The organism is Microbacterium kunmingense, assembly GCF_023155745.1.
Lineage (GTDB): Bacteria > Actinomycetota > Actinomycetes > Actinomycetales > Microbacteriaceae > Microbacterium > Microbacterium kunmingense.
In genome coordinates this window covers 125253-150287 of record NZ_JAKNUS010000009.1, presented here as the reverse complement: position 1 = coordinate 150287, position 25035 = coordinate 125253, and the positions used below count along the sequence as shown (strand labels likewise).

Genomic DNA, 25035 nt, shown 5'->3' with positions numbered 1-25035 from the left:
CGCTGATCCCGCGGCCCAGCTTGCGGTCCCAGAACACCTTCTCGATCTCCACGATCATCTCCGCATCGCTGATCGTCCGCGCCGACGGGGGCCGCTTCTTGAACGCGTAGTAACCGGACGGAGCGATCGGCACGTGGTGCTCGGTGAGCACCCGGCAGATCGGCTCGACCCCGAACCGGTCACGATGATCGTCGATGAACTGAACTACCACGGCAGTCGCGGGTCGAGCTCCCGCGCGAAGAACGACGAGGCCGCCAACAAGATCTCGTTCGCCCGCTTCAGCTCGCGCACTTCGGCTTCGAGCGCCTTGATGCGCTGAGCCTCGCTCGTCGTGGTCCCGGGCCGTTCGCCCGCGTCGATCTGAGCCTGTTTGCACCAACCCCGCAGCGTGTCGGGATTGACCCCGACACGCTGCCCGATCCGGATCACCGCCTGGTTCAACGACAGCTCCGGATCCTCCTTCCGGGCCTCAGCCACAAGCCGCATCGCACGCTCACGAAGTTCCGGCGGATACTTCCTCGGTGCTGGCATAGTCATCATCCTCTCGGGGAATCAGACCCTCCACGAGACCCGGGGCGATTCAATCTTGCGCGGTGTCATGGGTACTCCTCGAAAGGGAGGTGTGGGGTCCGTGACGAGATCACGGACCCCACACCGTGGTTTACGTGGCGTGGGCGTACTTGGCAGGGTCGGCGTCGAAAAGCGGGCCGCACGCGGCGCAGCAGAACCAATACCGCTCGCCCTCGTAGTCCCGATATAGGCCCTGCGCTTCGGCAACGCTCTTGCTGACGGTGCTGCCCGGCATCACCGGACAGACGATGACATCGTCAGCGTCGGCGGGGGCCTCATGGTGATGGTCGTGATCGTGGCTCATGGTGGGTGTTGCTCCTGTCGTTCGTCAATAGCGAGGTAGAGGGTGTGGCAAGGGTTCGGATTAAGGCCGGTCGTTGGCGTCTGGCGGCCCGGTATCCCTTTGTTGGGGATCCCCGGGACAAGGGTCAGGCCATGGCGGCGGCGTACTTGGCCGGGTCGGTGTCGAACGCGGGACCGCAGCCGGCGCAGCAGAAGTAGTACCGCTCGCCTTCGTAGTCGCGGAACAGGCCGGCAGCCTCGGCGGTGGCCTTGTTGACGGGGCTGCCGGTCATGACCGGGCAGGTGGTCATGTCAGCGCCGGTGGTGCCGTCGAGGAGGTTTTCGCGTCCGCCGGGGGTGGGGGCGCTGGTGCTGCAACAGCTGGACATGGGTGGTGTTCCTTCCGATGTGGGTGGTGGGTGCGCTGGCGGGAAGGACCCGGTCAGCGCGCGATGCTTTTGAATCCGCGCAGCCGCAGGCTGTTGCCGACGACGAACACGCTGGAGAGGGCCATGGCGGCGCCGGCGAGCATCGGGTTGAGGAGGCCGAGAGCGGCGATCGGGATCGCCGCGGTGTTGTAGGCGAAGGCCCAGAACAGGTTGGTCTTGATCGTGCCGAGGGTCTTGCGCGACAGCCGGATCGCGTCGGCTGCGCTGCGCAGGTCTCCGCGGACCAGGGTGATGTCGGATGCTTCGATGGCGACATCGGTCCCGGTGCCCATCGCAAGTCCCAGGTCGGCCTGTGCGAGTGCAGGGGCGTCGTTGACGCCGTCTCCGACCATCGCGACGACCTTGCCGCCATCCTGCAGACCGGTGACGACGGTGACCTTGTCTTTGGGCATGACTTCGGCGATGACCTGGTCGATGCCGACTTCGGCGGCGATCTGACGGGCCACCGCCTCGTTGTCACCGGTGAGCAGCACCGGGGTCAGACCCAACGCCTTGAGCTGGGCGATAGCCTCCTTGCTGGTCGGCTTGACGGTGTCGGCGACGATGAGGATGCCGCGGGCGGCACCGTCCCACCCGACGGCCACGACGGTCTTGCCTTCGCTTTCGGCCTTCGCTTTCGCCAGGGCGACCTCTCCGCTCAGGTGCAGCGACCACTCGGCCAGCAGCGAATCCCGGCCGACGACGAGCGCTCGCCCATCGACGACGCCCTGCACACCCTTGCCTTCCAGGTTCGTGAAACCTTCCACGGAAGGCAGAATGCCGGTCTCCTGAGTGGCGCCCTTGGCGATCGCCTGCGCGATCGGGTGCTCGGAGGCATCCTCCAGTGCCCCGGCGAGGCGGAGCAGCTCGTCCCGGTTCACACCGGGCTCGGTGATCACGTCGACCAGGGTCATCTTGCCGGTGGTGACGGTGCCGGTCTTGTCCAGCACGACGGTGTCGACCTTACGGGTGGATTCCAGGACCTCCGGGCCCTTGATCAGGATGCCCATCTGAGCGCCGCGCCCAGTTCCGACCAGCAGAGCGGTCGGGGTCGCCAGTCCCAGCGCACAGGGGCACGCGATCACGAGAACAGCGACGGCGGCGGTGAACGCGGCGGAGATCGGGAAGCCCGCGCCCCACCAGGCACCGAAGGCGACGACCGCGATGAGGATTGCGATCGGCACGAACACGCCGGAGATCCTGTCGGCCAGGCGCTGCACCTCGGCCTTGCCGGTCTGGGCGTCCTCGACCAGCTTGGCCATCTGGGCCAGCTGCGTGTCCGAACCCACCCGGGTGGCGCGGATGACCAGGCGGCCGCCGGCGTTCACGGTGGCGCCGGTGACCGGGTCACCCTCGCCCACCTCGACCGGGACGGACTCGCCGGTCAGCATGGACGCATCGACCGCAGAGGTGCCGGAGACCACGACTCCGTCGGTGGCGATCTTCTCGCCCGGGCGGACCACGAACTCGTCACCGACCTGCAGGTCGTCGATAGGGATTTTCGTCTCCACCCCGTCGCGCAGGACCGCGACGTCTTTCGCGCCCATCTCCAGCAGTGCACGCAGCGCCGCTCCCGCCTGCCGCTTGGACCGCTTCTCGAAGTAGCGGCCGAGGAGGATGAACATCGTCACCCCCGCGGCGACTTCGAGGTAGATATTCCCCGCCCCGTCGGAGGGGGCGAGAGTCAACTCGAACGGGTGTGTCATGCCGGGGATGCCGGCGGTGCCGAAGAACAGCGCGTACAGCGACCACAGGAACGCCGCGGTGGTGCCTATCGAGATGAGGGTGTCCATCGTCGCGGTGCCGTGCTTCAGGTTCGCCCACGCGGCCTTGTGGAAGGGGAACGCGCCCCACACGATCACCGGCGCCGCCAGCGCGAGCGACGCCCACTGCCAGTAAGTGAACTGCAGCGCGGGGATCATCGCCATCGCGATGACCGGAACGCTGAGAATGATCGACACGATCAGCCGGGTGCGCAGGCTGCGCAGCTCCGGGTCGGCGTCGTCCGCGTCCTCGCCCTGCGCAGCGTCGTTCTTCGTCTTCTTCGGCGCCGGAAGTACGGCGGTGTACCCGGTCTTTTCGACCTCGGCGACCAGCAGACCCGGGTCATACCCGGCCGGCACGGTGACCTTTGCCTTCTCGGTGGCGTAGTTCACTGTCGCGGCGACGCCGTCGAGCTTGTTCAGCTTCTTCTCGATCCGCATCGCGCAGGACGCGCAAGTCATCCCGCCGATCTGGAGTTCAACCGCGGAGTCTGCGGTCGCACCTGTAGGTGCGGTGGTGCTCATGGTGATCCTTCTTCCTTCAGATCGTCACGGGGGCGGTCAGTGATCGTCGCCCGTGTCGCTGTGGGTGTCATCCGTGCCTGTGCCGTTGGTGCCGTGACCGGCGTCGACGACGAACTGGGCGGTGTGAATCTGCCTGTCGACTTGGAAGTCGAGGTAGAGCAGGTAGCGGCCGGCGGTGGGCGCCTCGGCAGCGAACCGGATGTCGGGGCCGGCGGTGTCGCCGTCCTTTGGAGTCTCGCCTTCCGCGTGCACGTGCAGGTAGGCCAGGTCGCCGTCGCGCAACGCGACCAGGTGCCCGAACGCGCCCAGGTACGGCTGCAGGGTGGTGACCGGCTCCCCGTCACGGGTGATCGAAAGGGTCAGTTCGGAGCTCGTCTCCGCCGTCAGGTTCCCGTCAAGGGTCACGGTGTACCCGTCGACCTCGCTCGTGGTGGACGTCGTCATAGCCGGGGTGGGGGTGAACTCGCCCGCGACCTCGACCGTGCGGGTCAGCGTGACCTTATCGGGGCCGTCTGCCACATCCGGCACGAAGTCCGCGTACACGCGGTAGGTGCCAGCGTCTGCCCACTTCCACGGTGTCGACCACGTTCCGGTGGCCTCATCGAGCGTCGGGTGCACGTGCCGGAACCCGGTTCCGTCGGTGCGCACCGCGATCAGGTGAAGGTCCTTCTCGTGGGAAGTCTCGTACGCGGTCAGCGGCGTCCCGGTGACGTCGAGGATCTGGAACCTGAGCTCATCAGGCTCACCGACAACCGTCGGTGCGGTGACCGGGCCGAGTTCGTACCCGTATCCGGATAAGGACACCCCGGGAATGGTGACGGTTTCCGCGGTGTCGTCGCTGCCCATTCCGGCGTGGTCGGCCATGGAACTGTCGCTGGCTGTGGCGACCCAGTTCGCCACAGCACTGTCCGGCACAACCGCTGCTGCGATACCGAACACTCCGCCGAACGCCACCAACACGCCAGCGCCATACAGGCTTAGTCGTCCCGCTGCGTTCATCAGGCGCGCACCGCCGCGTAGCCGGCCTCCTCGACCGCGGCCAGTACGGCGGCGTCATCGAGCGGGGCAGGGGAGGAGACGCCGAGGATGCCGGTCTGTGCGCTCACCTGGATCTCGTCAACGCCGGGAATCTCGGAGACCTTTTCTCGGACGGATATCTCGCAATGTCCGCACGTCATCCCGGTGACCTGAAACTCGCTGGTGGCCATCTCAGATCCCTCTCATCTCAGTGATCCCCCCGAGCTGGGAGTTCGACCAACCGTAACACCCATACCCCCCTTGGGTATTTCCATCGGTAAGAATAGTTTGCAAAGACACAAAGCGGACCAGAGAAGGGGACACAGGCTCGGACACCTGTAACAGCATCGGCGTTCGCATAGGTTTCCCAGGCGTCCGTATCTGGCATCGATCAGCTGCGGATCACGATGACCGCTGCCGGGGCCCCCGTTATCGATCGTTGATGGGTGTGACGTACCGTGGAGAGGAGAGGGGTGAGATGTCGATGATTGCGCTAACGGACAGGCTGCGTGCCGGCCGGTTGATGGCGCGCAGCGTGCTGCTGGTCATCGCGGTCACCGCCGCCGTCATCGTCGGCCTGCTCGCCATGCACTCCTTCAACTCTCACACCGGCTCCGACGCCGGCAACTCCGCCGCCGTCTCTTCCGCAGCCAGTACTGGCGCTGAATCCTCCGCGGCCAACACTGGCGTTGTGAAGGACCATCACGCTGGTCTCGTCGCGGCAGACGAACCATGCGCGGACTGCGGAGCGGGTGGGCACTCCGACGTGCTCACGATGGCGTGCGTGCTCGCTCTGCTTGCAACCGTGCTGCTTGTGGCGCGTTTGGGCGGCCAATTGCGGTGGTTGTCGGTTCTGCCGCGACCCAGGCTACTCAGCCCCCGTTCTTCCCATCGGCCACGAACGCGGCCGCCTTCTCTCACCGCTCTCTGCATCAGCCGTACGTGATGCGGGCCCGAGCCGGCACATCGTGCCCGGCTTCGTTACCGCTGCCCGGTCACCCGACCGGGTCCCATCGACGTACCGCTTATTGGAGAACCCTGATGAAGATGAAGAACCGTCCCGCGGCACTCGCCGCCCTCACCCTTACCGCACTACTTGCCCTCGCCGGCTGCGCTGACACCGCCGGGTCCGGCTCAGAGTCCATGCCGGGCATGGATCACGGTAACGACTCGTCCTCCTCCGAACCTGGCGCGGACTTCAACGACGCGGACGTCATGTTCGCGCAGATGATGATCCCGCACCACCAGCAGGCTGTGGAAATGTCTGACATGATCCTGGCCAAGGACGGCATCGATGACGGTGTGCTCGCCCTGGCCGAGGATATCAAGGCCGCTCAGCAGCCCGAGATCGAACAGCTGGAAGCGTGGCTAGACGCGTGGGGGGCGGACATGCCCAACATGGACAGCATGGCGGGGATGGACCATGGCGGCGGTATGATGAGCGAAGACGACATGGCAGCGTTGGAAGCCGCCACCGGCGTCGAGGCGTCACGGCTGTTCCTTGAGCAGATGATCGTGCACCACGAAGGCGCGATTGAGATGGCTCAAGATCAGGTAGCTGACGGCCAGAACCCCGATGCGGTCGAGATGGCGCAAACGATCATCGACACCCAGACTGCCGAGATCACCACCATGCAGGAGCTGCTCACACAGCTCTGACGTACCCCGGGGGAGGACGCCCCGCCCGGGGGCATCCTCCCCCCTGACCGTGAAAGGGTGCGTATGCGCGTGCTCCCGCGCGACCGGACTCGTCGCGCTCCTGACCCTGACCCTCACCGGCTGCGCGGCCCCGGCGCCCCCCCACCGGCGCTGACCACGCACCCGCCACAACCCCACACGTGCACGCCATCGTCCCCGCGCCCGACGGCGACGGATTCCTCCTCGGCACCCACGAAGGCATCTACACCGCAACCGCGGCCGGAGAAATCGGCACCCGCGTCGGCGGGGACGACTTCGATGCCATGGGGCTGACCGTTCTCGGGGGCGACCTCATCGCTTCGGGCCACCCCGGCCGGAACACCCCGCCCGAACTGGGGGAAGGGAACCTCGGCATCATCCGCAGCCTGGACGGCGGGGAAACCTGGGACCCGGTCGCGTTCACCGGAGAGAAAGACTTCCACGCCCTCACCGCCGGACCGGACGACACGCTGTACGGACAGGACGCCAGCAGCAACGTGCTGATGTTCAGCACGGACGCCGGAGCCACCTGGACTCCGACCGGCGGCGAACTGCTTGCATTCGGGCTCGCCGTCGACGCCACCGATCGTGTTATCGCAGTCACCCCGGACGGCCCACAAGTAAGCACCGACAGGGGCGCCACCTTCACCCCGCTGCCAGACGCACCCCGCCTCGTTCTCATCACCGCCTCCCCAGACCACCAGCGGCTGATCGGCGTCGACAACGACGAGACCATCTGGACAAGCACCACCGGTGCGGACTGGCAAAACATCGGCACGGTCCACGGCCCACCCCAAGCCATCACCATCACCGACGACGGCCTCGTACTCATCGTCGACGACAGCGGACTCAGCCTGCTGCCCATACCTCGTCCCTAGCCACCCGAAAGATTTCAATCTTGCTCAACTCGACGCCCGATCTCGGCTCTCGGCGGAAACGGACAACGAGCTCGCGCCCGGCGACCGATAACGCGACCACCGTCCTGACCCGTCGCGAAGCCCGCGCTCGTCTCCGACCACACGTCTCTTCGGAGCGGCCCGAGGGGGACCACATCCGTGCTCATCATGGCCGGGCGGAGACACCCGCTGATCCGTTCGAAGCGGCAGCACGATTGTTCTCCTTCGACGTGACCCGCGGCGATCCCGCTGAGCCCGCTCCGGTTGCGCCGCACCTGACCCACCCACCGGCTCCGCCGGATAAGGATCGGACAGCACCACCCCGCAGCGGCAGAAGGCTGCGTGGAATCTTTTTCACCGCCCGCATCCTGGGGCTGGTCGGAGTCATGACCATCGGCATGACCGTCGACGCCGAAGCGCTTCCGCACATTCATGACACCACCGACACTTCCTCGCCCGCGAGCAGTCCCGGTGGTGATACGCAGGGTTACACCGTTTCCGATCAGGTCGAGAGCATCGGTGGGCTGCAGCGCGACAACTACGTCACGGAGACTCTCGTTGATCTTGCGGGGACGGTAGGAATCACCAATTTCTCCACTGCCGTGTTCACCAATGACGCTTCATGCGCGGTCCAGTGGCCGTATGCGGTGGGCGTGCCGATCACGTACGGCTTTGGTATGCGCAACGGCCGTATGCATGAGGGCACCGACTTCGTTCCAGGCGCGGGGGCGCAGATCCAAACCATCGCTGACGGGGTTGTCCGGACCTCGACGGACAGCGGCGGCGCGTTCGGTGTGACGATCGTCATTGATCACGTCATCGAGGGGCAACGCGTCTCCAGTCGCTACGCCCATATGGAGTACGACTCCCGGCAAGTCGAAGTTGGCGACGTCGTACGCGTGGGCCAGTACATCGGCCGCACCGGCGACACCGGCCGCTCCTTTGGTGCCCACCTGCATTTTGAAGTGCTTTTGCAGGGCGCTACCGCGACCGATCCTTTGCCGTGGCTGGAAAGATACGCCACCTGCTGACGAGGGCTGTGAGGTTGGTGAGTACGAATGCAGCGACACCGGTCGCTGCGACGTCGACAAAGATCAACCTGTCGATGCGCTCGCGACCGTCCGCTGACGCGAGAGGGGACCCGTGTGCCCGGGACCGCGCATTGGGTACCGCGCTGTTGGGGCACCCGAGGGTCGCCAACGTGACGGAACGGGTCTGGCAAACCTGGACGTGGCGAGTTGTGATGCCGGGCTTCACGGCTGCCTCTCATCCAGAACGTGACGGGCAGCCTTCTACCGTCGTTGCCGTGACGGAGCCAGGAGGAGCATCACAGCGCCCGGAATGGCAGCTTGAGGCACCGCACGGTCACTCTCCAGGTGGCATCCCGAGCGTCATCACGTTGATGTCAAGCTCAACGCACCGCGGAAACGCAGCGTCCTGCGTTTTCGGCGTGCTGTGCGCACTCTCATTCATGACAGTCGCGCGACAACTGTCGAGATGTCAGACGCCGCGCGCTCGGCTCTGTGCCGCGCATGATTCCTCTTCTTCCCTCATCAGCGTGTGCGCACCCGGTTGTGCCGAACCTGACCCAGGGCGGGCCTGATCTTGACCTGTGCCACGTTCTGAGTTGGAGTACCCGATGAAGTTCTCTGTGAAGGCGGCTCTCGTCACCGCCGCTGTCGTGATGATGCTGTTGCTTGCTGCGTTGATCTTTGCCCGAGTCGAGAAGAGCGAGTCCGGGTCCGGCGCTGAGAGTGGCAGACCGCACGGGTGTCCCGAAGATTCGCATGCTCTCGACGAGTCCGAAGTGAGGATTGCCGCGATTGCGTCGGTGGCCCCCGCGGCAGCGGTGTCGGGTCGAGGAAAAGTCACGCCGACTGCGCCGAAGGAACTGAACTGCGCACAGAGCCGCCCTTCCGCTGACAGGGACAAGACCTCACTCCTCCTTGACGGCGAGGAGGCCCAGCCGAAGGAAAGGACTGGTCTTGAGTGCGCGATGAGGAGAAGCCGGTGAGGCAGGCAAGGCTACCCCACCGGCATCCTGTGATTTCCGATGCCGGCCCGGCGAAGCTCGCTGTCGCGGCTGCGCCGGCGATGACAGGCTTCGGACCTCGCGAGGGCTTTGTGGTGATCGACTCTGCCGAAAAGCGAAACGCAGCTGGGTGTGGCGGTGAAGCCCGGCTACCGGGTGGTCGGCGTCGGCATTCAAGGGTCGATGAAATCACGGACTCTCTGAGTATCGCTGACCTGCTCGCTGGTTCCATGTCGACACCGCCCGTCGCGCCGACGGCGCCTCGAAGCGCGCAACAACTCCCTGACACCGCCTTATAAGAGAGGTCATCAAGCCATGTCTCCGACCATCCCCTTGCGCCCTGTCGCAGCCCCAACGAAAAGGAAGGAAGCAGTGCGACCAGCGCCGACCTGGTCGATTCCGCTGGGGGCGGCCGTGCCATTGTCAGCTGTGGCAGCACTCCTTCTCACCTTCGCGTCGGCGCCCTTGGGATGGTGGCCGCTCACTTTCGTCAGTGTCACCGTTGGCGTGATGATTTTCATCGGCCGCAGTGTGGGGGGCGCACTCCTCGTTGGCGTTGTCTTCGGTGCGGTGTTCTACTTGACACATCTGGTGTGGGTGGGCCAGTTCCTCGGGCCTGTGCCATGGCTTGCTCTCGCAGGAGTGGAAGCAATTCTGTTCGGAGTGGGAGCGGTGCCGATCACTCTCGCCTACCGGTGGTCGTCTCATTACGGCTCGCGTGGCCTCGCGCAGCTGGTCGCGGTGCCGATCTTGGTTGCCGCGCTATGGACGGCGCGCGAGGTAGTGATGGGGGTGTGGCCGTACTCGGGGTTTCCGTGGGCGCGACTGGGAATGACACAGGTCGACGGCCCGATCGCGGAGGTCGCATCGTGGGCAGGTGTCAGTGGGCTGTCCTTTCTGATCGTGACCGTGTGCGCAGCGGTAGTGCAGTGGATCCGCGCCGGCGGGTTTCGTTTCGCTCGCGGCCTGCTGCCCGCCGCGGGCGTGACAGTACTTCTGGTTGTGATGCCGCAATTTCCCACCACTGCGGCTGGGGATTTCCGGGTCGGTTGGGTGCAGGGGAACGGCCCGGCTGGGTATTTCGACGACAAGGCGCCCGGTGACGTCCTGGCTGCGCAGCTCGCAGCCACGGCGCCGTTGTACGGACAGCCGATGGATCTCTTGGCCTGGCCGGAGGGTGGCGTCGACGCAGACCCGCTGCGTGATCCTGTCGCTGCTGCCGCGCTGGACCGGGTCGTGCAGGCCGCGGGTGCGCCGTTACTGATGAACGCGGCAACGCATCGCGGCGAGGGTATTTTCAACACCTCGCTGCTCTGGACGACCAATCCCGATGATCGGCAGGTCCATGACAAAGCTAATCCGGTGCCGTTCGGAGAGTATGTGCCCGACCGGTGGTTCTACGAATTGCTGGCGCCAGGTTTGGTGGGTCTGATCCAACGCGAATACACCCCCGGCACGAACCCGCCGCTGGTGCAGGTCGGCGGGGTCGGGGTGGGGTTAGCGATCTGTTTCGATGTCATTTACGACACCGTCATCTGGGATGGTGCCCGCGCAGGGGCGCAGCTGTATGTGTTTCAAACCAACAACGCCGACTTCCGCGGCACGGACGAAAACCTGCAACAGCTTGCCTTCGCCCGAATGCGGGCGATAGAAACCGGCCGTGCGGTCATCAACGTTTCCACGGTGGGCACCAGTCAAGTGATCGCCCCAGATGGCGCAACCCTCGACAGCGTCGGCGTTGACACAGCCGCGGCCGGGGTCACAACTGTCCCTCTGCGCACCGGGCTCACCCCCGCGACGTTCATTGGCCCCTGGCTTACCGGCCCTCTCGTCTTCGCAGCCGGCGCCGCTCTCACGGTGGTTGGACTCCACCATCGCGCGCGGATGCGTGGGTGATCATCGTCCGAAGGAGCGGTCCAATTTTCTGGGTCCGTAGCGGGCGAACTCTCCCGGTGCCTGATAACGCCCGGCATGATCTTTGGCGGTCCACGCAGGTTGTGGGTGTTTCCTAACGGTCGCTGACAGAGCCTGTCGAGGCGGCTTCGGGTACGGGGGTGGGGCCGTCACTGCTGGTGCGCAGGCGCTGCACCACCGTGTAGCTGAGCGTAGCAGTCGTTGCCAGAGCGGCGACGGTCAGCAGGGCGATGGTGGCCGCGGTCAAGTTGGCTGCACCCAACCAGCCGGCGATCGGGTAGTGAAGCGCCCCGGGTTTTGTGGAGGCTCGGTTAGTTGGTTCCGGCCCAGGAGGGGACGTGTTCTCGAGCGTATTCGACCGGCGGCTGGGATGCCCAGTAGACGGCTTCGGCTTCGGCGGGCGGGATCATGCCGATCTCGCCGTGGAGGCGTCGGTGGTTGAACCAGTCGATGTATTCGGCGACGGCGATCTCGACGTCTCTGATCGATGCCCAGCCGCCCTTCGGGCGCATGGCGGGGTTGCGGATGCACTCGGCTTTGAAGAGTGAGTTGAATGCCTCGGCGAGGGCGTTGTCGTAGCTGTCGCCCTTGCTTCCGACGGAGGCGACGGCGTCGGCTTCGGCGAGGCGTTCGGTGTAGCGAATCGCTCGATACTGGACTCCTCGGTCGCTGTGGTGGATCAGTCCGGTGACGTCTTGTCCGGTGCGTTGCCGCTGCCAGAGGCCCATGTCGAGGGCGTCCAGAGCGAGGTCGGTGCGCATGTTCGTCGAGGTCTGCCAACCGACCACGCGGCGCTTGAACACGTCGATCACGAACGCCGCGTAGACCCAGCCGGCATGGGTGCGGATGTAAGTCAGGTCCGCGACCCAGAGCTGGTTCGGCGCGGTGGCCTCGAACCGGCGCTCGACGAGATCTTCCGGGCGCTCGGTTTCCGCGCCGTCACTGACGGTGGTGTGGCGGGTCTTGTCGCGGCGAATGCCTCGAATGCCGTGCTGTCGCATCAGCCGTTCGACGGTGCAGCGCGCGACCGGGACACCCTGCCGATTCAGTTCCGCGTGGATCTTCCGCGCCCCGTAGACACCGAGGTTCACCTTGTGCGCGATGCGGATATCCGTGACCAGCTCTGCGTCCCTGACCGCCCTCGCCGACAGCGGACGCGCCTTCGCGGCGTAGTAGGTGCTCGGGGCGATCTGCAGTCCGCTCCCGCGGAGAACCTGGCAGATCGGCTCGACCCCGAACCGGTCGCGGTGCTCATCGATGTATTCAACGAGCACCGCGGTGGGCACCGGGATTACTTCAGCTTGCGGTCGAGCTCCGCCGCCGCGAAAAACGCAGACGCGGTCTTCAGAATCTCGTTCGCCCGCCGCAGCTCGCGATTCTCCCGCTCGAGCTGAGCGATCCGCTCCGAGTCCGCCGTCGTGACACCTGGCGCCTCGCCGGCGTTGACCTCAGCCTGCCGCACCCACGTGCGCAACGCCTCGGGGTGGATTCCGAGCTGGTCAGCGATCCGCTTGATCGCTCCGACCCTGCTCGCCGGGTCACGCCGGGCGTCCAACGCGAGCCGCGTCGCCCGCTCCTTCAATTCCTCGCTGTACTTCCGTGGTGCTGCCATGACTCTCATCCTTCACAGGTTTGAGAGCCTCCATCACACCCGGGGCGCTTCACTCCGCGACGCCGGAATCGACCTCCGCGGCGCACGAAACGCCGCGATGCGCGCCCTCGTGCTCGAGCTACCCGCGCCCGTCGTCGCCGACTCGCTCAACTACAGCTACAACGTCACCGACAAACACCGCCGCAACGCCGGCGCCACTTTCCTTGACTACACCTCAAGACGAACCCGTTGACCCCTTGCAGTTGGGCCCGTCTCTCACGCGAGTGCAGGGATCCAGGCTGCAGCAACGAACCCTGCGACACCCAACACCAGCAGCACAACGATCCCCGCGCCGACGACCCTGGGCCACCGCCGGGAGAGAAGCACAGTCGCAACGATCGCGGCGAGATACGCGAGTGCGATGACCACAGTCCAAACGGTTGCAGCGGCCAGCCGATCATGAATGAAGCAGTTTCGCGGGCCTGGCAACACGAGAGAACAAGCCTCTGGCCCAACCGGCACGGCGACCCACCAGATCAAGCCGACCGCGACGAGCGCGACCAGAGTCACGACCAATACTCCGATCAGCATGACCGTCGTCGGCCGGGCGGAGGAACGTCGTTCGTCGAGGGCCCTCATTTGCCCATCGTAAGAGGGAGGCCGCGTCCCTTGCATTAGCCGGTCGCGAATCCGCCGGGACAGCACTCACCCGATCAGAGGCCTTTTCTCAGGGCAGCTCGTGATCTGTAGGGGCTCTCTTTGGCGGATCCATCACGAGGTGACTGAAGCAAGAGAAGTGGGCTCACCCTCGGCTCGGGGCGTGTAGTTCTCGAAAACACTGTAGGCAACGATGCGTTCGGCGAGGGAGCCGATGGGGCTGCAGCTCGTCATGGTTAGGTAGCGGCCCTCGGCAGGGACATCGGGCTTCTGCGGAACATCGAGAAGGACGTCGACCTGAGTGGGAACCACGTACTGATGGTTCCGGAACCGATAGGTGTACCAACCGTCGCGTGTTTCGATCACGATCGCGTCACCGACCTTCAAATCTGCGATCCGATTGAAGGGTGCACCGAACGTGGTGCGGTGCGCAGCAAGGGCGAAGTTCCCGACCTGCCCTGGCATCTCAGAGCCGTCGTAATGCCCCACCCGAACCGTGTCGAGAGTACGAGCGCGGGACGTCCCTCCAGCGACCTCGAAAACATAGTCAGCTCCGAACCGGGGAATGCGGATTGAAGCGAATGTTTCAGCGTCTGCCGGCTGTTCTAGGAGGGGCGGTTCGAGAGGCTGCGGCGGTGCGGCATCTTCCATAGGCGCCGAATCGACCGGAGTCGGGTTTGCGGCGCTGTACTCTGCCGCCCACTGTTCGGAGAGTGCTTGACCTTCTTCGCGGGCTTGGGCTGCGTAGATGATGTCGCCAATCCACATCTGCCATGCCACGTATAGCAACGCGAGCACGCCAAGGGTGATCAGGATCTCCCCCACGACGACCACTATGGAAACGCGTGCTGCGTGCGCCCTCCTGCGACCGCCTCTTCTGGTGGCGGTCGATGGTTCAGCTACGGTGTCCATGCCCGTCGATCCTTTCAGAGGTACCCACAGTTCGCTACGTCCAGCGGGTGTCCGTCGACTTCAAGTTGATGATTCCCAGTCACATATTTGTCCCCCAAAAAGCCGACAGACGGGATGACAGGCCACGCGTATCTTCGCACCCAAGGGAGGAAACAATGTCACTTGGGAAGCACTCATTCAAAGTCATATCGGCCGGAATCGCTGGCGCCATCGCTATTAGCGGCCTGGTCGCGCTACCCGCCTCTGCTCACACAGGCGGGTCATACAACAACGCGACGCAAGCTCTCTGCGAGGAGAACCGTCGTCTGATGCAGCGGTCTGGACACCTGACGGGCCCTTATCAACAGACAACCCCCGGGGCTTGGTACTTCTTCTATTACCACTAAGGCGGCATCCAGCTTGAGCCGGCGGTCCGGCGTCGGCTCATCCGCCATATACGAAGAGGGGCCCGGCCCGATTGGCAGACGATTGCGGGCGTGCCCGAGCGCGTAGGCGACCTGACCAATGTTTCCTGAACTACCGAGCACAACGTGCATGCCGTGCTCGCGAAACAGGTCGGCGAGTGAGAACAGATACTTGATCTTGTTGGCACCGTCGTACTCGCCATCCAGGGGCGTTACTCGCAAGTCGAGTGCGTCGATGCCTGCGCTTGCGTACTCGTCCGCAAGTTCTTCAAGAACAGCCCACGGGACGCGACTGCCTACGAGGAGCTTGGCGCGCACCGGGCGGTCGCTCCGCATGCGAGCCTCTTCTGCGAGGTTGGCATTCAGGTTCGCGGATCGCTTGTCGGTGACTAGGAACGCCGGCGGCGTGATAATCGTGGCAACTTCCGGGTGACCGCCAAGGACACGCTCAACCAAGGCCGACCGTTGTGACGCGTCACCGGCGAGCCGATCGACGTCGTACGGGATACCCGTCCAACCGGGAAGCTTTCGAGTCGCGCCGTTCGGATCCTCGTATGCAAGGCGTTCAGTTCGAGGGTCGTAAAGCACATCCAGCCCGAGTTCGCGTGCAGCTTCTCCCACCGTCTGCTGGTGCTTCGCGTAGGTGCTGTGAAGCGTGATCGCACCCACACCCGCCGGCGCAGTGGCAAGGAAGTCCTCTACCTTCTGGTGGTCCTGGTGTCCCAACATGAATTCGTGCCGGACGGCACCCTCGAGCTTCCGGGCTACACCGCCGATGTGCTCCGGCGCCTCGACGGGGCGGGTGTCGCCGTCGTCTTCGTCACCGGTCGCCCGCTCCGGTGGATGACCGGTTTCTGGCCCCACGTCGGAAACCACGGCATGGCGATCGTCTCGAACGGCGCCATCACCTACAACGCCCGGTCGCGCGAGATCATCTCCCTCGCCGGCATCGCCGCCGCCGACGGGCTCGCCCTCACCGCCGCCATCTCGGCAGAACTCCCCGGCGCCCGCTTCGCGATCGAATGCGCCGACGGCATCCGCCTCGACCCGCGCTTCGCCGCACGCACCGCCGTCGATGATGCCCCGCGCGGCCCCCTGGAGGAGATCTGGACCGACCCGGCGGTGAAGCTTTTCGTCCGCGACCCCGATGTCGACGCCGACCTCCTCCACGACCGGGTCTCGGCCGTGGTCGGCGAGGCCGCGACCGTCACCTGGACGATGCCGGGCCTCGCCGAGATCAGCGCCCCGGGTGTGACGAAGGCGAGCGCGCTGCAGACCCTTTGCGAGCGCCTCGGGGTCGACCCGGCCGAGGTCATCGCCTTCGGCGACATGCCCAACGACATCCCGATGCTCTCGTGGGCGGGCACCAGCTACGCGATGGCCGGTGCCCATCCGTCGGTGCGCGACATCGCCGACCGCACCGCACCCGCGTCGGCCGACGAGGGTGTCGCGCAGGTGCTCGAGCACCTCTTCACCGGAGCCTGACAACCGGGCCGATCACGCCCCGGGGTATCACCGCCGCCGCGGTGCCCTCTCTCACGGGGAGGAGGGCACCGATGTCCGCAGCAGCCCCACCCGTCGCACCCGACGTCGCCGCCGTCGTGCTGCCCGCGGCGATCACGACGCCGCGCCGCGGCATCCGGTTCTGGATCCGCCGTTATCTGCTCGCCGAGATCATCGGTACGGCCACCCTGCTCCTCCTCGGACTGCTGGTGCTCCAGTCGATCACCCATCCCGTCGCCGTCGCGATCGCGGCGATCATCGGCGAGAGCCTGGGGTTCTACGCCGTGCTCGCGACGATCGTGCTCCTCGAGCAGCGGCGGCTCGGGCGTCGCGGCGTGCGCGCCCTCAGCCTCACGCTCGTCCTCCTCGTCGCCGAGTTCGGCGCGGCCGAGCTGGTGGACTCCTTCGTCGTGCGCCCCGCGGCGATCTCGCTGTGCGTCTGGCTCATCCCCGACCCGTTCTGGGGACTGCTCGCCGGCAAGATCCTCGCCGACCTCGTCTTCTACGCCATGGCGGCGACGAGCTTCGTCCTCACCACCAAGACCCGCCTCCGCCCCGCGCACCCGAAGGAGGCCTGATGAACGAGACGGTCACCACTTTGATCGAGCGCCGCCGACGCGAGTGCGCGACGGCGATGAAGACGGATGCCGCGCGCGCCGCCATCGCGCTGCACGGAACCCCGGTGCTGCTGCTCGACCCGTCGATCGTCGTGCGGCAGTACACGCGGCTGCGCGATGCCCTGCCGTTCGTGCGGTTCCACTACGCGGTGAAGGCCTGTGCGCACCCGGCGGTCATCGCGGCGCTCGCCGAGGCAGGATGCGACTTCGATGTCGCATCAGGCGAGGAGATCGCCCTCCTCGACGACCACGGTGTTCTCGACGGCGGCTCTGCGCGAGCGCGCGTGATCCACACCCACCCCATCAAGAAGGACGCCGAGATCAGCGAGGCGCTCGCCGCCGGCATCCGCACGTTCGTCATCGACAACGAGGCCGAGCTCGAGAAGTTCCGTCGCGTCGGGGTGCCCGGGGTGGACCTGCTGGTGCGGCTCGCCTACCGCAGCCCGCACGCCGGAAGCGACCTGTCGAGCAAGTTCGGCGTCAGCGCCGAGCGGGCCGAAGAGCTCGTCGCCCGTGCCGACGCCGTCGGCCTCGACGTCGCCGGATTCAGCTTCCACGTCGGCAGTCAGCTCGACGACCCCGCGCGCTTCGCCGCCGCGATCCGCGAGACCGACGCCCTGATGCAGCGACTTGAGGTCGCACGGGGCCGCCGGTTCACGCTGCTCGACATCGGCGGCGGCTTCCCCGTCGCCTACAACCGGCCGGTCGCCGACCTCGAGGAGATCGCTCGCGCGATCCGCCCGGTGCTCGCCCCGCTCGCGGAGCGCTACCGGATTCTCGCCGAACCCGGTCGCGTGCTCGTCGCGGAATCCGCACTTCTGGTCACGAGCGTCGACGGGGTCGCCGATCGTCCCGACGGGCGCTGGTACTACCTCGACGACGGGCTGTACGGCTCGTACTCGAATGTGCTCACCGAGGGGGTGCATCCGCTCGTTTTCGCCGAGAGAGACCTTCACGGTTCTGCGTCGCCCCGCCGCACCGCCACCCTCGCCGGCCCGACGTGCGACTCGGCCGACGTCATCGCCCGGGAGTGCGACCTTCCCGCCCTCGCCGTCGGCGACCTGCTCGTGAGCCCGGTGATGGGTGCGTACACGTCGGTGACGGCGACGCGCTTCAACGGTCGTCCCTTCACTCCGGTCGCGGTTCTCACTCCGGTCCGCCTGCCCGCCGGGGTGATGTCCAGGCTGGCGTGACACGATGGACGGACGCTCCGCCTTGATGAAGGCGCACCACAGTCAAGGAGGGGCGCCCATGCCGACATGGTGGGAACCTGCCCTCGCGGCGTGTGGCCCTCGAACGCACGCACTACGTCGTGAACGATCCCGAGCGGCACCATCGACGACGACGAGGGTGTGGTGCTCGACTATCCCGGCCTTTTTCGTTCTGGAGATTGAGGGACCACCGAGGAAATCCGCCGCCCGGGGGAGGTGCGCGGTGGCGCGCTCCGGCGATCCTGAGGGCATGACCGACGCCGCCCCGCCGCGTTCTGCGGCTCCGACGTCGCTGACCCGTCGCCTCCTCGCCCCCGACCTCGCGCGCGGGGCCATGCTCCTGTTCATCGCCGTGGCGAATGCGCCCTGGTATCTGTGGGGGGTCGACAAGAGCGTGATCGCCTCCCACCCCGCCGAGGGGTCACCCGCCGACCTCCTCGCGCAGACGATCGCGATCATCGCGATCGACGGGCGCTCCTACCCGATGTTCGCCTTCCTCTTCGGCTACGGCATCGTGCAGCTGTACCGCCGCCAAGAGCAGGCGGGCGTGTCGCACGCCGACGCCCGGCGACTCCTGCGCCGACGGCACCTGTGGATGATCGCCTTCGGTTTCGTGCACGCGCTGCTGCTCTGGTACGGCGACATCATCGGCGCGTACGGGCTGGCGGGTCTGGTGATCTGCTGGCTCTTCCTCGATCGTCGCGACGCGGTCATCCGCCTCTGGGCCATCATCCTGGTGAGCCTCCTCGGCATGTTCGCTCTCGTGTCCGCGGCGGGGACCGGGCTCGTCGCGGCTCTTCTCCCCGCGGGTGCGGCGGACGCCGGCGCTCTGGCGATCCCGAACCCCAACGGCGAGCCGTCGTATCTCCTCTCCGTTGTGCTGCGCCTCGGATTCTGGGTGGCCCTCACCCCGGCGACGGCGTTCCTCGGACTCGTGGTCCCCACCGCGATGCTCATCGCGTTCCTCGCCGCACGTCACGGCGTGCTCGAGAACCCGGCCGCGCACCGCCGGCTCCTTCGCCGCACGGCGATCGTCGGCATCTCGATCGGCTGGGGCACGGGAGCGATCCTCGCGGCGCAGAACCTCGGGCTCTTCGGGCTCTCCCGCGACCTCGACGCCGGGTTCGTCGGACTCCACACCCTGGGCGGACTCTTCGGCGGACTCGGATACGTCGCGGCATTCGGGCTCCTCGCGGCCCGGCTGAGCGCCCGACCCGCCGGCCCCGGCCCCGTCGCGCGGGCCCTGCAGGCGACGGGCAAGCGGTCATTGACCTCGTACCTCGCGCAGTCGGTGCTCTTCGCGCCCGTGCTGTGCGCCTGGGGGCTCGGGCTCGGCGACGACCTGTCGAGCTGGTCGGTGGCTCTATACGCCGTGGGTGTCTGGCTCGTCACGGTCGTGTTCGCCGTCATCCTCGAGCGCGCCGGCCGCCGTGGGCCGGCCGAATGGATGCTGCGGAAACTGACCTATCCGTGACACCATCGGCGCCATGACTGCCACCGGCCATGTCATCAAGCCGCTCACTCCGGAGACCTATCCCGCCTGGCTCGCGCTCGCGCAGAAGCACAACGGCGTGTGGGGCGGGTGCTGGTGCTCCTACTTCCATGGCGACACGGATGCCACCGTCAAGGCCGACTACGACGGGCCGACCTTCAAGAAGCGGCTCGTCGACGAGGGGGTGGCGAAGGCGGCCCTCGTCTTCGACGGCGACGCGGCGATCGCCTGGTGCGAGTACGGAAGCCCCGACGACCTGCCCAACATCTACCATCGCAAGCAGTACGACGCCGGCGAGACGCGTCCGGCGCCCTGGCGCATCACCTGCTTCTTCGTCGACCGCGACCACCGACGCTCGGGTGTTGCGCGGGAAGCGCTCGGCGGCGCGCTGACTCTCATCGCCGAGGCGGGCGGGGGAGAGGTCGTGTCGTTTCCGAACGAGCTCGTCCCGGGCAAGCGGACGTCGTCCTCGTTCCTCCACAACGGCACGCGGGCGATGTTCGAGAGGGCCGGCTTCACCTTCGAACGCCACATCGGCAAGAGCAAGACCGTGATGCGGATCACCGTCCCGCCCAGCCGTGACGATCAGCCGAGCCACACCGGCCCATCCGCACCCCACTCGCCGCCGACGACGGGGTAGCGCTCGGGCGCGCCGGGGAACGCCAGCGGTGGCGGTGCCGTGACGACCCGACCCGGTTCGGTGGCCGGATCGGTCGATGTCAACAGCGCGTGGGCGGTCCGGGCGAGCGACATCCGAAGGTCGGTCGACCCGCCCTCCTCGCGCTGAGCCGTGAGAGCCCAAACGATCCCGGCGGCGAGCAAGTGCCCCGTCGCATGGTCGAGGGCCTGAACGGGGAGCGCGCCGGGGGTGTCGCCGTCGGCGCTCTCGACCATCGCGATGCCGCTCACGGCCTGCACGATGCTGTCGAATCCGCGTCGCTCGGCCCAGGGCCCGTCCCGTCCCCACGCCGATACCGACGCGGTGACGAGCCCCGGATGCCGCTCGGCAAGGTCCTCCGGATCGAGGCCGAACCGCGTCAGCGCCCCCGGGCGGTATCCCGTGACGACGACGTGCGCGCGGGACAGGAGGTCCTCGAACGTCTCGCGGTCGGTCGACCGGCCGAGATCGAGCAGGGTCGAGCGTTTGCCCTGCCCGGTGTCGAGGTGGATCCATCCCGTCTCGGGAAGGGCGGGGGAATCGACCCGCAGCACCTCGGCGCCGGCGAGTGCGAGGTCACGCGTGGCGATCGGTCCGGCGATCACGCGCGTGAGGTCGAGCACCCGGAATCCCTCCGTGCGCGGTGCCGCATGTCCCCATCGCCGGCGCTCGATGATCGGCGCTGCGGCGACGAGGTGGCCCTGCGAGTGCGCCAGCCATTCCTCGGGCGTCCGCACCCGGCCGACGATCGCCCCCTTTTCGGCAGCGACGTCCTCGAGCTCCGCGGCCGACCGCGCCGAGATGGCGGCGGCAGCGGCATCCGTCCCCGCATCTTCCGGCAGACCGAGCAGCGTGCGCAGCGCCCGCTCGTGATGCGGGTAGTTGGCATGCGTGCGCACCCAGCCGTCTGCGGCGCGCCAGAAGCCCGAGAGCGGCGCCCATGCCGACGGCGCCGCGCCGCGGATGCGCAGCAGCCGCTCGCTGCCGAAGGACGCCGCAACCCGCTCCCGATCGACGCGCACGTCGCCTGTCCGCCCGCCGTGGAGAGCGATCGCGAGTGAGGCCAGCGCGACGCTGTCGGTCGCGAGCGTGCCGACCGGGAGGTGCGCGCCCCAGGGGAACGATCCGGTCGGTTCGGCGATGCGCTCTCTCGCCGCCGGGTCGATCCCGAGGGCGTCGGCGACCTGCGTTCCCACCGTTCCGAGCGTCATCCCGACAGTGAAGCACCGCTCGCCCCGTGTCGACAGGTCCACCTCGTGACCGCTGGACCGGAACACGCCCAACGGCCCGGCGACCGTGCGGTCACCGGGCCGTGAGGCGCGAGGGGGATCAGCGGGCGGCGATCAGTCGCGCTCCGGCGATCATCAGCGGGGCGTAGCAGACGAGCGCGAGGATCACGCCGATGGGGCCGAGGCCGAAGGCCGGGAGGATCCAGGGCAGGAAGCCGAGCGGTGCGATCCACCACGAGACGGCCTTCGCCCGTGCGAGGGCGAGCGAGAGCAGCGCGATCCCGACAAGCCCGCCGATCATGCCCGAGAACTGCCAGATCGCGACCGACCATTCCTTCGCGACGGTGTCCATCAGCACGGCATTGTCGATCGAGAGCACGTTGCCGGCGCTGACGAGGAACCAGTCCGACAGCAGCAGACCCGACATCTGCACGGCACCGAAGGCCGTCATCACGGCGGCGATCGGCAGGAAGACCCGGCCGCGGCGGCCGCGGAGGAGGCCCAGGGTGGCGAGGGCGCCGAAGACGAGCGCGACCCAGCCGTAGTGCAGGGCGTTGGCCGAGACGAGGCTCAGCGCCGGGTCGGCGGCGAGCGACTCGATGTAGCCGGCGGTGCCCGGCGAGGTCTGCTGCGGTGAGGTGAGGAACCCGACCGTGAATAGCAGCGGTGCGGCGATCAGTCCGGCGCCGCCGATGCGCTGCAGACGGTTCGGACGGACGGGAGCGAGCGGCTCGCGCACCTTCTTCTTCGCGACGGGCGCGGCGGGTGCCGCGGCGGCGGGGGCAGGGGCGGGCGTGGAGGTGAAGAGATCCATGGTGGTGTGTGCCTTTCGGGCGGCTCTGGTTGGTGATTCCAGATTCCCGTCCGGCCGACCCGGGCTCCCAGGGTGCGGCGTCCCGCCGTTGTCCCGACCTCGGCCCGGGACCTCAGGACCGCCCGAGTCCCGCGTCGCGGGCGCGCACGATCGCCTCGGCCCGGTCGGCGACCTGCAGCTTGGCGAAGATGTTCGAGACGTTGTTGCGCACGGTCTTGGGTGAGAGGAAGAGCGTCTGCGCGATCTGCGGGTTCGACCGCCCCGCGGCGAGCAGGTCGAGGATCTCGCGCTCGCGTGCGGTCAGCTGCGGGAAGACCTCCGCGGCAGGCGAGGAGGCGGGCCCCGTGGTGAAGAACTCGGCGACGCGCCGTGCGATGGCGGCGCCGAACACGAGCTCGCCGCCCGCGACGGCGGTGATGGCCGCCCGGATCTGGTGCTGGCTGGCCCCCTTGACGAGATACCCGCGGGCGCCGGCGCGCATCGCGGCGAAGACGGTCTCGTCGTCCTCCGACATCGTGAGGATGACGACGGCCAGATGCGGATGCCGCGCCACGATCTCCTTCGTCGCCGCAAGTCCGTCGAGCCGCGGCATCTGCACGTCCATCACGACGACGTCGGCGTCGGCGCCGTCGGTCGCCTCGATCGCTTCGGCGCCGTCGGCGGCGGTCGCGGCGATCTCGATGCCGTCCATCGACTCCAGCAGCATCGACAGCCCCTCGCGGTAGACGGGGTGGTCGTCGACGAGGATCACCCGGATCGGTTCAGCCGACATCGGCGACCACCTGCTGTCGTGCGGTGTCTGATCGGAGGGGGAGAAGCACGCGGATGACGGTGCCCTCGCCCTTTCGCGAGGAGACCTCGAGCGTGCCGCCGAGTTCGGCGGCGCGCTCGCGCTGCGAGTGCAACCCGACTCCCGTAGAGCCTGCGACCGCGAGACCGCGCCCGTCGTCCGAGACCTGGAGGCGCAGCATCCCGTCCTCTTCGCCGAGTCGCACCTCGACGCGGGCGGCCCCGGAGTGCTTGTGGGCGTTCACCAGCGCCTCCGAGGCGATGCGGAATGCCGCGACCTCGACGGCGGGCGGCAGATCGGGCGGCACCGCGCCCGTCACTGTCACCGCCATGCCGCCGCCGCTCAGGCGCGCGGCCTGCTGGTCGAGCGCGCCGAGGAGCCCCAGGTCGTCGAGAGCCGGTGGCCGGAGGTCCTGCACGATCCGGCGGATCTCGCCGATCACCTCCGACTGGTCGTCGATCGCGGCGTCGACGAGCGCGAGCGAGCGCGAGGGATCGCGGTCGGCGAGGTTGCGGGCGGTCTCCAGGCGCAGTTTCACGCCGGCGAGGAGGGGGCCGAGGCCGTCGTGCAGTTCGCGGCGCAGACGCGAGCGTTCCTCCTCGCGGGCGAGGACGAGCTTCTCGCGCCCGGCCTGCAGCTCGCGCCCGAGTTCGGCGCTGCGGACCGAGGCGGCGGCGAGCCGCACCAGATCGCCGAGGAGGCGCTGATCGCGGGTGGAGACGACGGGGCGGCGGCCGGCTTCGATGAGGATGCGTCCGATGATCTCGCCGCGGTGGTCGATGGGCACCTCCGCGGCATCGGCGATGGGTGTGCCGTAGGTCGCCACCATCGCCTCGCCGCGGGGGCGGTCGAGCTCGACCTGCACCGAGCGCGACCCGAAGGCCTCGGCGACCGCGGCGGCGAGTTCGGCGAGCTGCGCGGGCGCGTCAGGGGCGCGGTCGAGTCGTTCGCCGAGTGACGAGACGACGGCGTAGGGGTCGCCGCGGCGGCCGCTGACGAGGCGGCTCGCGATCGCGTAGAGCGTGCCGCGCAGCGGGGCGTAGGCGATGGTGACGGCGACGACGGCGAGGAGCATGGCGACCCGGTCGTCGATCGCGCTGCCGATGGCGAGCACGATCAGCACGTCGACGAGCACGATGCCGCCGATCAGCAGGCCGTAGACGAGCGTCCACGACAGCAGCCGGTCGATGGCGTAGAGGCGGTAGCGCGTCACCGCGACGACGACCGAGGCGCTGACGAGCCCGATCGTCACCCCGAGCAGCAGGTCGACGAGGCCCGTGGGCACGTTCGGGAAGACGAAGACGAGCGCCACGAGGAAGATGAGGGCCGACCACACCAGCCACCGCAGCTGCGCCTTCTCCACCGGGGTCGCGCCGAAGCGGCGGCTGACGCAGACGATGAGGGCGAGGAGGAGACCGAGCCCGAGGCACGGGACGGCCGCGGTGAGGAGGGCGAGCCACACCCCGAGCGGCAGGGGGAGGGTGGGAAGCGCCGGCTCGAACGCGGCGAGCAGGTCGGTGCGGTCGTCGTTGTCGAGGCTCAGCGCCTCGGCGGGGGAGAAGAGGAAGGCGAAGGGCAGCACGAGCCCGAGCACGATGGCGGCGATCGAGACGATGCGCCAGGCCCCGCCGCGCAGGCGCCCGTCGGGGAAGAGGAGCAGCAGCAGGATGATCGGGAAGATCAGCACCGCCCCGAATCGGCTGAAGAACCAGAAGGCCGGCGGGGCCCACCACGCGTCCCGGTCGAAGTACCAGGCGTAGTTGACCGCCGCCGAGGCGAGGCCGTCGACGATCCAGAGGACACCGAAGAACGTCAGGACCCCGGCGATCGGATGCCACGGCAACCGCCACAGCAGGAGCGCACCGGGGATGAGCATGGCCACCCCCGGGAGCACCCCCGACCATCCCGACGACAGCGGGGGCTGCGGATGGGTGGGGAGCACCGCAAGGTCGAGGGCGAGGGCGCCGATGCCCGAGACGATCGAGATCGCCACCGCGACGATGGTGGCGGCGCGGCTGGCGGCGGCGCGGGTCATCCGCTCATCGTTCCAGCT

The 25035-nt window shown here is 67.6% G+C and carries 26 protein-coding genes, 1 pseudogene and 2 other annotated features; of the genes and pseudogenes, 12 read left to right on the top strand and 15 right to left on the bottom strand.

Annotated features, from left to right (window positions below):
- The 7 genes and pseudogenes from MA875_RS13670 to MA875_RS13640 all read right to left on the bottom strand — a co-directional run.
- Positions 1–211 (bottom strand): annotated as a pseudogene (locus MA875_RS13670) (hypothetical protein); the annotation flags it as partial.
- Positions 119–247 (bottom strand) — a sequence feature (AL1L pseudoknot). It overlaps the preceding pseudogene by 93 nt.
- Complete coding sequence (locus MA875_RS13665; RefSeq protein WP_248242807.1) at positions 205–531, bottom strand: transposase; 327 nt, start codon at positions 529–531, stop codon at positions 205–207. It overlaps the preceding feature by 43 nt. The gene MA875_RS13665 and the pseudogene MA875_RS13670, both read right to left, overlap by 7 nt.
- 130 nt (positions 532–661) lie before the next feature.
- Positions 662–874, bottom strand: coding sequence for a YHS domain-containing protein (locus MA875_RS13660; protein ID WP_248242806.1), 213 nt, complete (start codon positions 872–874; stop codon positions 662–664).
- A 124-nt stretch (positions 875–998) separates the two neighbouring features.
- On the bottom strand, positions 999–1241 hold the full coding sequence (locus tag MA875_RS13655; RefSeq protein WP_248242805.1) for a YHS domain-containing protein: 243 nt from the start codon (positions 1239–1241) through the stop codon (positions 999–1001).
- A 53-nt stretch (positions 1242–1294) separates the two neighbouring features.
- The gene (locus MA875_RS13650) at positions 1295–3568 is read right to left on the bottom strand and encodes a heavy metal translocating P-type ATPase (protein WP_248242804.1); all 2274 of its coding nucleotides are present in this window, start codon (positions 3566–3568) and stop codon (positions 1295–1297) included.
- 36 nt (positions 3569–3604) lie between these two features.
- A complete protein-coding gene (locus MA875_RS13645) occupies positions 3605–4432 on the bottom strand; it encodes a DUF8832 domain-containing protein (protein WP_248242803.1) in 828 nt (275 codons plus the stop codon).
- 134 nt (positions 4433–4566) lie between these two features.
- Positions 4567–4776, bottom strand: a complete 210-nt coding sequence (locus MA875_RS13640) for a heavy-metal-associated domain-containing protein (protein WP_248242802.1) — start codon at positions 4774–4776, stop codon at positions 4567–4569.
- A gap of 287 nt (positions 4777–5063) precedes the next feature.
- Between MA875_RS13640 and MA875_RS13635 the strand changes: the two genes are divergently transcribed.
- The 6 genes from MA875_RS13635 (at position 5064) to lnt (ending at position 11086) form a co-directional block, all read left to right on the top strand.
- Entirely contained in the window at positions 5064–5531 is a 468-nt protein-coding gene (locus MA875_RS13635; protein WP_248242801.1) for a DUF6153 family protein, read from the top strand.
- Positions 5532–5632: 101 nt separating this feature from the next.
- Complete coding sequence (locus tag MA875_RS13630; RefSeq protein ID WP_248242818.1) at positions 5633–6244, top strand: DUF305 domain-containing protein; 612 nt, start codon at positions 5633–5635, stop codon at positions 6242–6244.
- Between the two features lie 179 nt (positions 6245–6423).
- Positions 6424–7140 carry a F510_1955 family glycosylhydrolase gene (locus MA875_RS13625; RefSeq protein WP_248242800.1) on the top strand — a complete coding sequence of 239 codons (717 nt, stop codon included), beginning with the start codon at positions 6424–6426 and terminating at the stop codon, positions 7138–7140.
- A gap of 404 nt (positions 7141–7544) precedes the next feature.
- Positions 7545–8189, top strand: a complete 645-nt coding sequence (locus MA875_RS13620; protein WP_248242799.1) for a M23 family metallopeptidase — start codon at positions 7545–7547, stop codon at positions 8187–8189.
- 608 nt (positions 8190–8797) lie between these two features.
- On the top strand, positions 8798–9172 hold the full coding sequence (locus tag MA875_RS13615) for a hypothetical protein (protein ID WP_248242798.1): 375 nt from the start codon (positions 8798–8800) through the stop codon (positions 9170–9172).
- Between the two features lie 447 nt (positions 9173–9619).
- The gene (lnt, locus tag MA875_RS13610; RefSeq protein WP_308221533.1) at positions 9620–11086 is read left to right on the top strand and encodes an apolipoprotein N-acyltransferase; all 1467 of its coding nucleotides are present in this window, start codon (positions 9620–9622) and stop codon (positions 11084–11086) included.
- 329 nt (positions 11087–11415) lie between these two features.
- On the opposite strand, the gene MA875_RS13605 is transcribed toward lnt, so the two are convergent.
- Positions 11416–12716, bottom strand: a protein-coding gene (locus MA875_RS13605) for an IS3 family transposase (RefSeq protein WP_248242797.1) whose coding sequence is annotated in 2 segments (ribosomal slippage) — positions 11416–12425 and positions 12425–12716 — 1302 coding nt in all. Because the reading frame shifts where the segments join, the coding sequence is not laid out codon by codon here.
- Positions 12286–12438, bottom strand: a sequence feature (AL1L pseudoknot). (Overlaps the previous gene by 153 nt.)
- Here MA875_RS13605 and MA875_RS13600 point away from each other — a divergent pair.
- Positions 12715–12948 (top strand): hypothetical protein, encoded by a 234-nt coding sequence (locus MA875_RS13600; RefSeq protein ID WP_248242796.1) that lies wholly within the window; start codon positions 12715–12717, stop codon positions 12946–12948. The two genes, MA875_RS13605 and MA875_RS13600, sit on opposite strands and share 2 nt — an antisense overlap.
- Before the next feature lie 23 nt (positions 12949–12971).
- On the opposite strand, the gene MA875_RS13595 is transcribed toward MA875_RS13600, so the two are convergent.
- From MA875_RS13595 to MA875_RS13585, 3 genes are all read right to left on the bottom strand, one after another.
- Complete coding sequence (locus MA875_RS13595; protein WP_248242795.1) at positions 12972–13334, bottom strand: hypothetical protein; 363 nt, start codon at positions 13332–13334, stop codon at positions 12972–12974.
- 132 nt (positions 13335–13466) lie between these two features.
- Positions 13467–14177, bottom strand: a complete 711-nt coding sequence (locus MA875_RS13590) for a class E sortase (RefSeq protein WP_308221532.1) — start codon at positions 14175–14177, stop codon at positions 13467–13469.
- A 347-nt stretch (positions 14178–14524) separates the two neighbouring features.
- A complete protein-coding gene (locus MA875_RS13585) occupies positions 14525–15394 on the bottom strand; it encodes a hypothetical protein (RefSeq protein WP_248242794.1) in 870 nt (289 codons plus the stop codon).
- Positions 15395–15403: 9 nt separating this feature from the next.
- On the opposite strand from MA875_RS13585, the gene MA875_RS13580 reads away from it, so the two are divergent.
- The 5 genes from MA875_RS13580 (at position 15404) to MA875_RS13560 (ending at position 20131) form a co-directional block, all read left to right on the top strand.
- Positions 15404–16153 carry an HAD-IIB family hydrolase gene (locus tag MA875_RS13580; protein WP_248242793.1) on the top strand — a complete coding sequence of 250 codons (750 nt, stop codon included), beginning with the start codon at positions 15404–15406 and terminating at the stop codon, positions 16151–16153.
- 71 nt (positions 16154–16224) lie between these two features.
- On the top strand, positions 16225–16749 hold the full coding sequence (locus tag MA875_RS13575) for a hypothetical protein (RefSeq protein ID WP_248242792.1): 525 nt from the start codon (positions 16225–16227) through the stop codon (positions 16747–16749).
- Complete coding sequence (locus tag MA875_RS13570) at positions 16749–17981, top strand: type III PLP-dependent enzyme (protein WP_248242790.1); 1233 nt, start codon at positions 16749–16751, stop codon at positions 17979–17981. Before MA875_RS13575 ends, MA875_RS13570 begins: the two co-directional genes overlap by 1 nt.
- 268 nt (positions 17982–18249) lie before the next feature.
- Positions 18250–19473, top strand: a complete 1224-nt coding sequence (locus MA875_RS13565) for a DUF418 domain-containing protein (RefSeq protein WP_248242788.1) — start codon at positions 18250–18252, stop codon at positions 19471–19473.
- Positions 19474–19486: 13 nt separating this feature from the next.
- On the top strand, positions 19487–20131 hold the full coding sequence (locus tag MA875_RS13560; protein WP_248242787.1) for a GNAT family N-acetyltransferase: 645 nt from the start codon (positions 19487–19489) through the stop codon (positions 20129–20131).
- Here the strand turns inward: MA875_RS13560 and MA875_RS13555 are convergent.
- From MA875_RS13555 to MA875_RS13540, 4 genes are all read right to left on the bottom strand, one after another.
- Entirely contained in the window at positions 20077–21360 is a 1284-nt protein-coding gene (locus tag MA875_RS13555; protein WP_248242786.1) for a CoA transferase, read from the bottom strand. The two genes, MA875_RS13560 and MA875_RS13555, sit on opposite strands and share 55 nt — an antisense overlap.
- A 118-nt stretch (positions 21361–21478) precedes the next feature.
- A complete protein-coding gene (locus MA875_RS13550; RefSeq protein WP_248242785.1) occupies positions 21479–22192 on the bottom strand; it encodes a hypothetical protein in 714 nt (237 codons plus the stop codon).
- A gap of 112 nt (positions 22193–22304) precedes the next feature.
- Positions 22305–22964, bottom strand: coding sequence for a response regulator transcription factor (locus MA875_RS13545; protein ID WP_248242784.1), 660 nt, complete (start codon positions 22962–22964; stop codon positions 22305–22307).
- On the bottom strand, positions 22954–25017 hold the full coding sequence (locus MA875_RS13540; RefSeq protein ID WP_248242783.1) for a sensor histidine kinase: 2064 nt from the start codon (positions 25015–25017) through the stop codon (positions 22954–22956). The genes MA875_RS13545 and MA875_RS13540 overlap by 11 nt, the downstream gene beginning before the upstream one ends.
- Positions 25018–25035 lie beyond the last annotated feature (18 nt).

Excerpts from the sequence above, each read along its gene's own strand:
- MA875_RS13665 (WP_248242807.1), bottom strand. The coding sequence starts at position 531 with ATGCCAGCACCGAGGAAGTATCCGCCGGAACTTCGTGAGCGTGCGATG.
- MA875_RS13660 (WP_248242806.1), bottom strand. The coding sequence starts at position 874 with ATGAGCCACGATCACGACCATCACCATGAGGCCCCCGCCGACGCTGAC.
- MA875_RS13655 (WP_248242805.1), bottom strand. The coding sequence starts at position 1,241 with ATGTCCAGCTGTTGCAGCACCAGCGCCCCCACCCCCGGCGGACGCGAA.
- MA875_RS13650 (WP_248242804.1), bottom strand. The coding sequence starts at position 3,568 with ATGAGCACCACCGCACCTACAGGTGCGACCGCAGACTCCGCGGTTGAA.
- MA875_RS13645 (WP_248242803.1), bottom strand. The coding sequence starts at position 4,432 with ATGGCCGACCACGCCGGAATGGGCAGCGACGACACCGCGGAAACCGTC.
- MA875_RS13640 (WP_248242802.1), bottom strand. The coding sequence starts at position 4,776 with ATGGCCACCAGCGAGTTTCAGGTCACCGGGATGACGTGCGGACATTGC.
- MA875_RS13635 (WP_248242801.1), top strand. The coding sequence starts at position 5,064 with ATGTCGATGATTGCGCTAACGGACAGGCTGCGTGCCGGCCGGTTGATG.
- MA875_RS13630 (WP_248242818.1), top strand. The coding sequence starts at position 5,633 with ATGAAGAACCGTCCCGCGGCACTCGCCGCCCTCACCCTTACCGCACTA.
- MA875_RS13620 (WP_248242799.1), top strand. The coding sequence starts at position 7,545 with ATGACCATCGGCATGACCGTCGACGCCGAAGCGCTTCCGCACATTCAT.
- MA875_RS13615 (WP_248242798.1), top strand. The coding sequence starts at position 8,798 with ATGAAGTTCTCTGTGAAGGCGGCTCTCGTCACCGCCGCTGTCGTGATG.
- MA875_RS13600 (WP_248242796.1), top strand. The coding sequence starts at position 12,715 with ATGACTCTCATCCTTCACAGGTTTGAGAGCCTCCATCACACCCGGGGC.
- MA875_RS13595 (WP_248242795.1), bottom strand. The coding sequence starts at position 13,334 with ATGAGGGCCCTCGACGAACGACGTTCCTCCGCCCGGCCGACGACGGTC.
- MA875_RS13575 (WP_248242792.1), top strand. The coding sequence starts at position 16,225 with ATGTCCGCAGCAGCCCCACCCGTCGCACCCGACGTCGCCGCCGTCGTG.
- MA875_RS13570 (WP_248242790.1), top strand. The coding sequence starts at position 16,749 with ATGAACGAGACGGTCACCACTTTGATCGAGCGCCGCCGACGCGAGTGC.
- MA875_RS13565 (WP_248242788.1), top strand. The coding sequence starts at position 18,250 with ATGACCGACGCCGCCCCGCCGCGTTCTGCGGCTCCGACGTCGCTGACC.
- MA875_RS13560 (WP_248242787.1), top strand. The coding sequence starts at position 19,487 with ATGACTGCCACCGGCCATGTCATCAAGCCGCTCACTCCGGAGACCTAT.
- MA875_RS13555 (WP_248242786.1), bottom strand. The coding sequence starts at position 21,360 with ATGACGCTCGGAACGGTGGGAACGCAGGTCGCCGACGCCCTCGGGATC.
- MA875_RS13550 (WP_248242785.1), bottom strand. The coding sequence starts at position 22,192 with ATGGATCTCTTCACCTCCACGCCCGCCCCTGCCCCCGCCGCCGCGGCA.
- MA875_RS13545 (WP_248242784.1), bottom strand. The coding sequence starts at position 22,964 with ATGTCGGCTGAACCGATCCGGGTGATCCTCGTCGACGACCACCCCGTC.
- MA875_RS13540 (WP_248242783.1), bottom strand. The coding sequence starts at position 25,017 with ATGACCCGCGCCGCCGCCAGCCGCGCCGCCACCATCGTCGCGGTGGCG.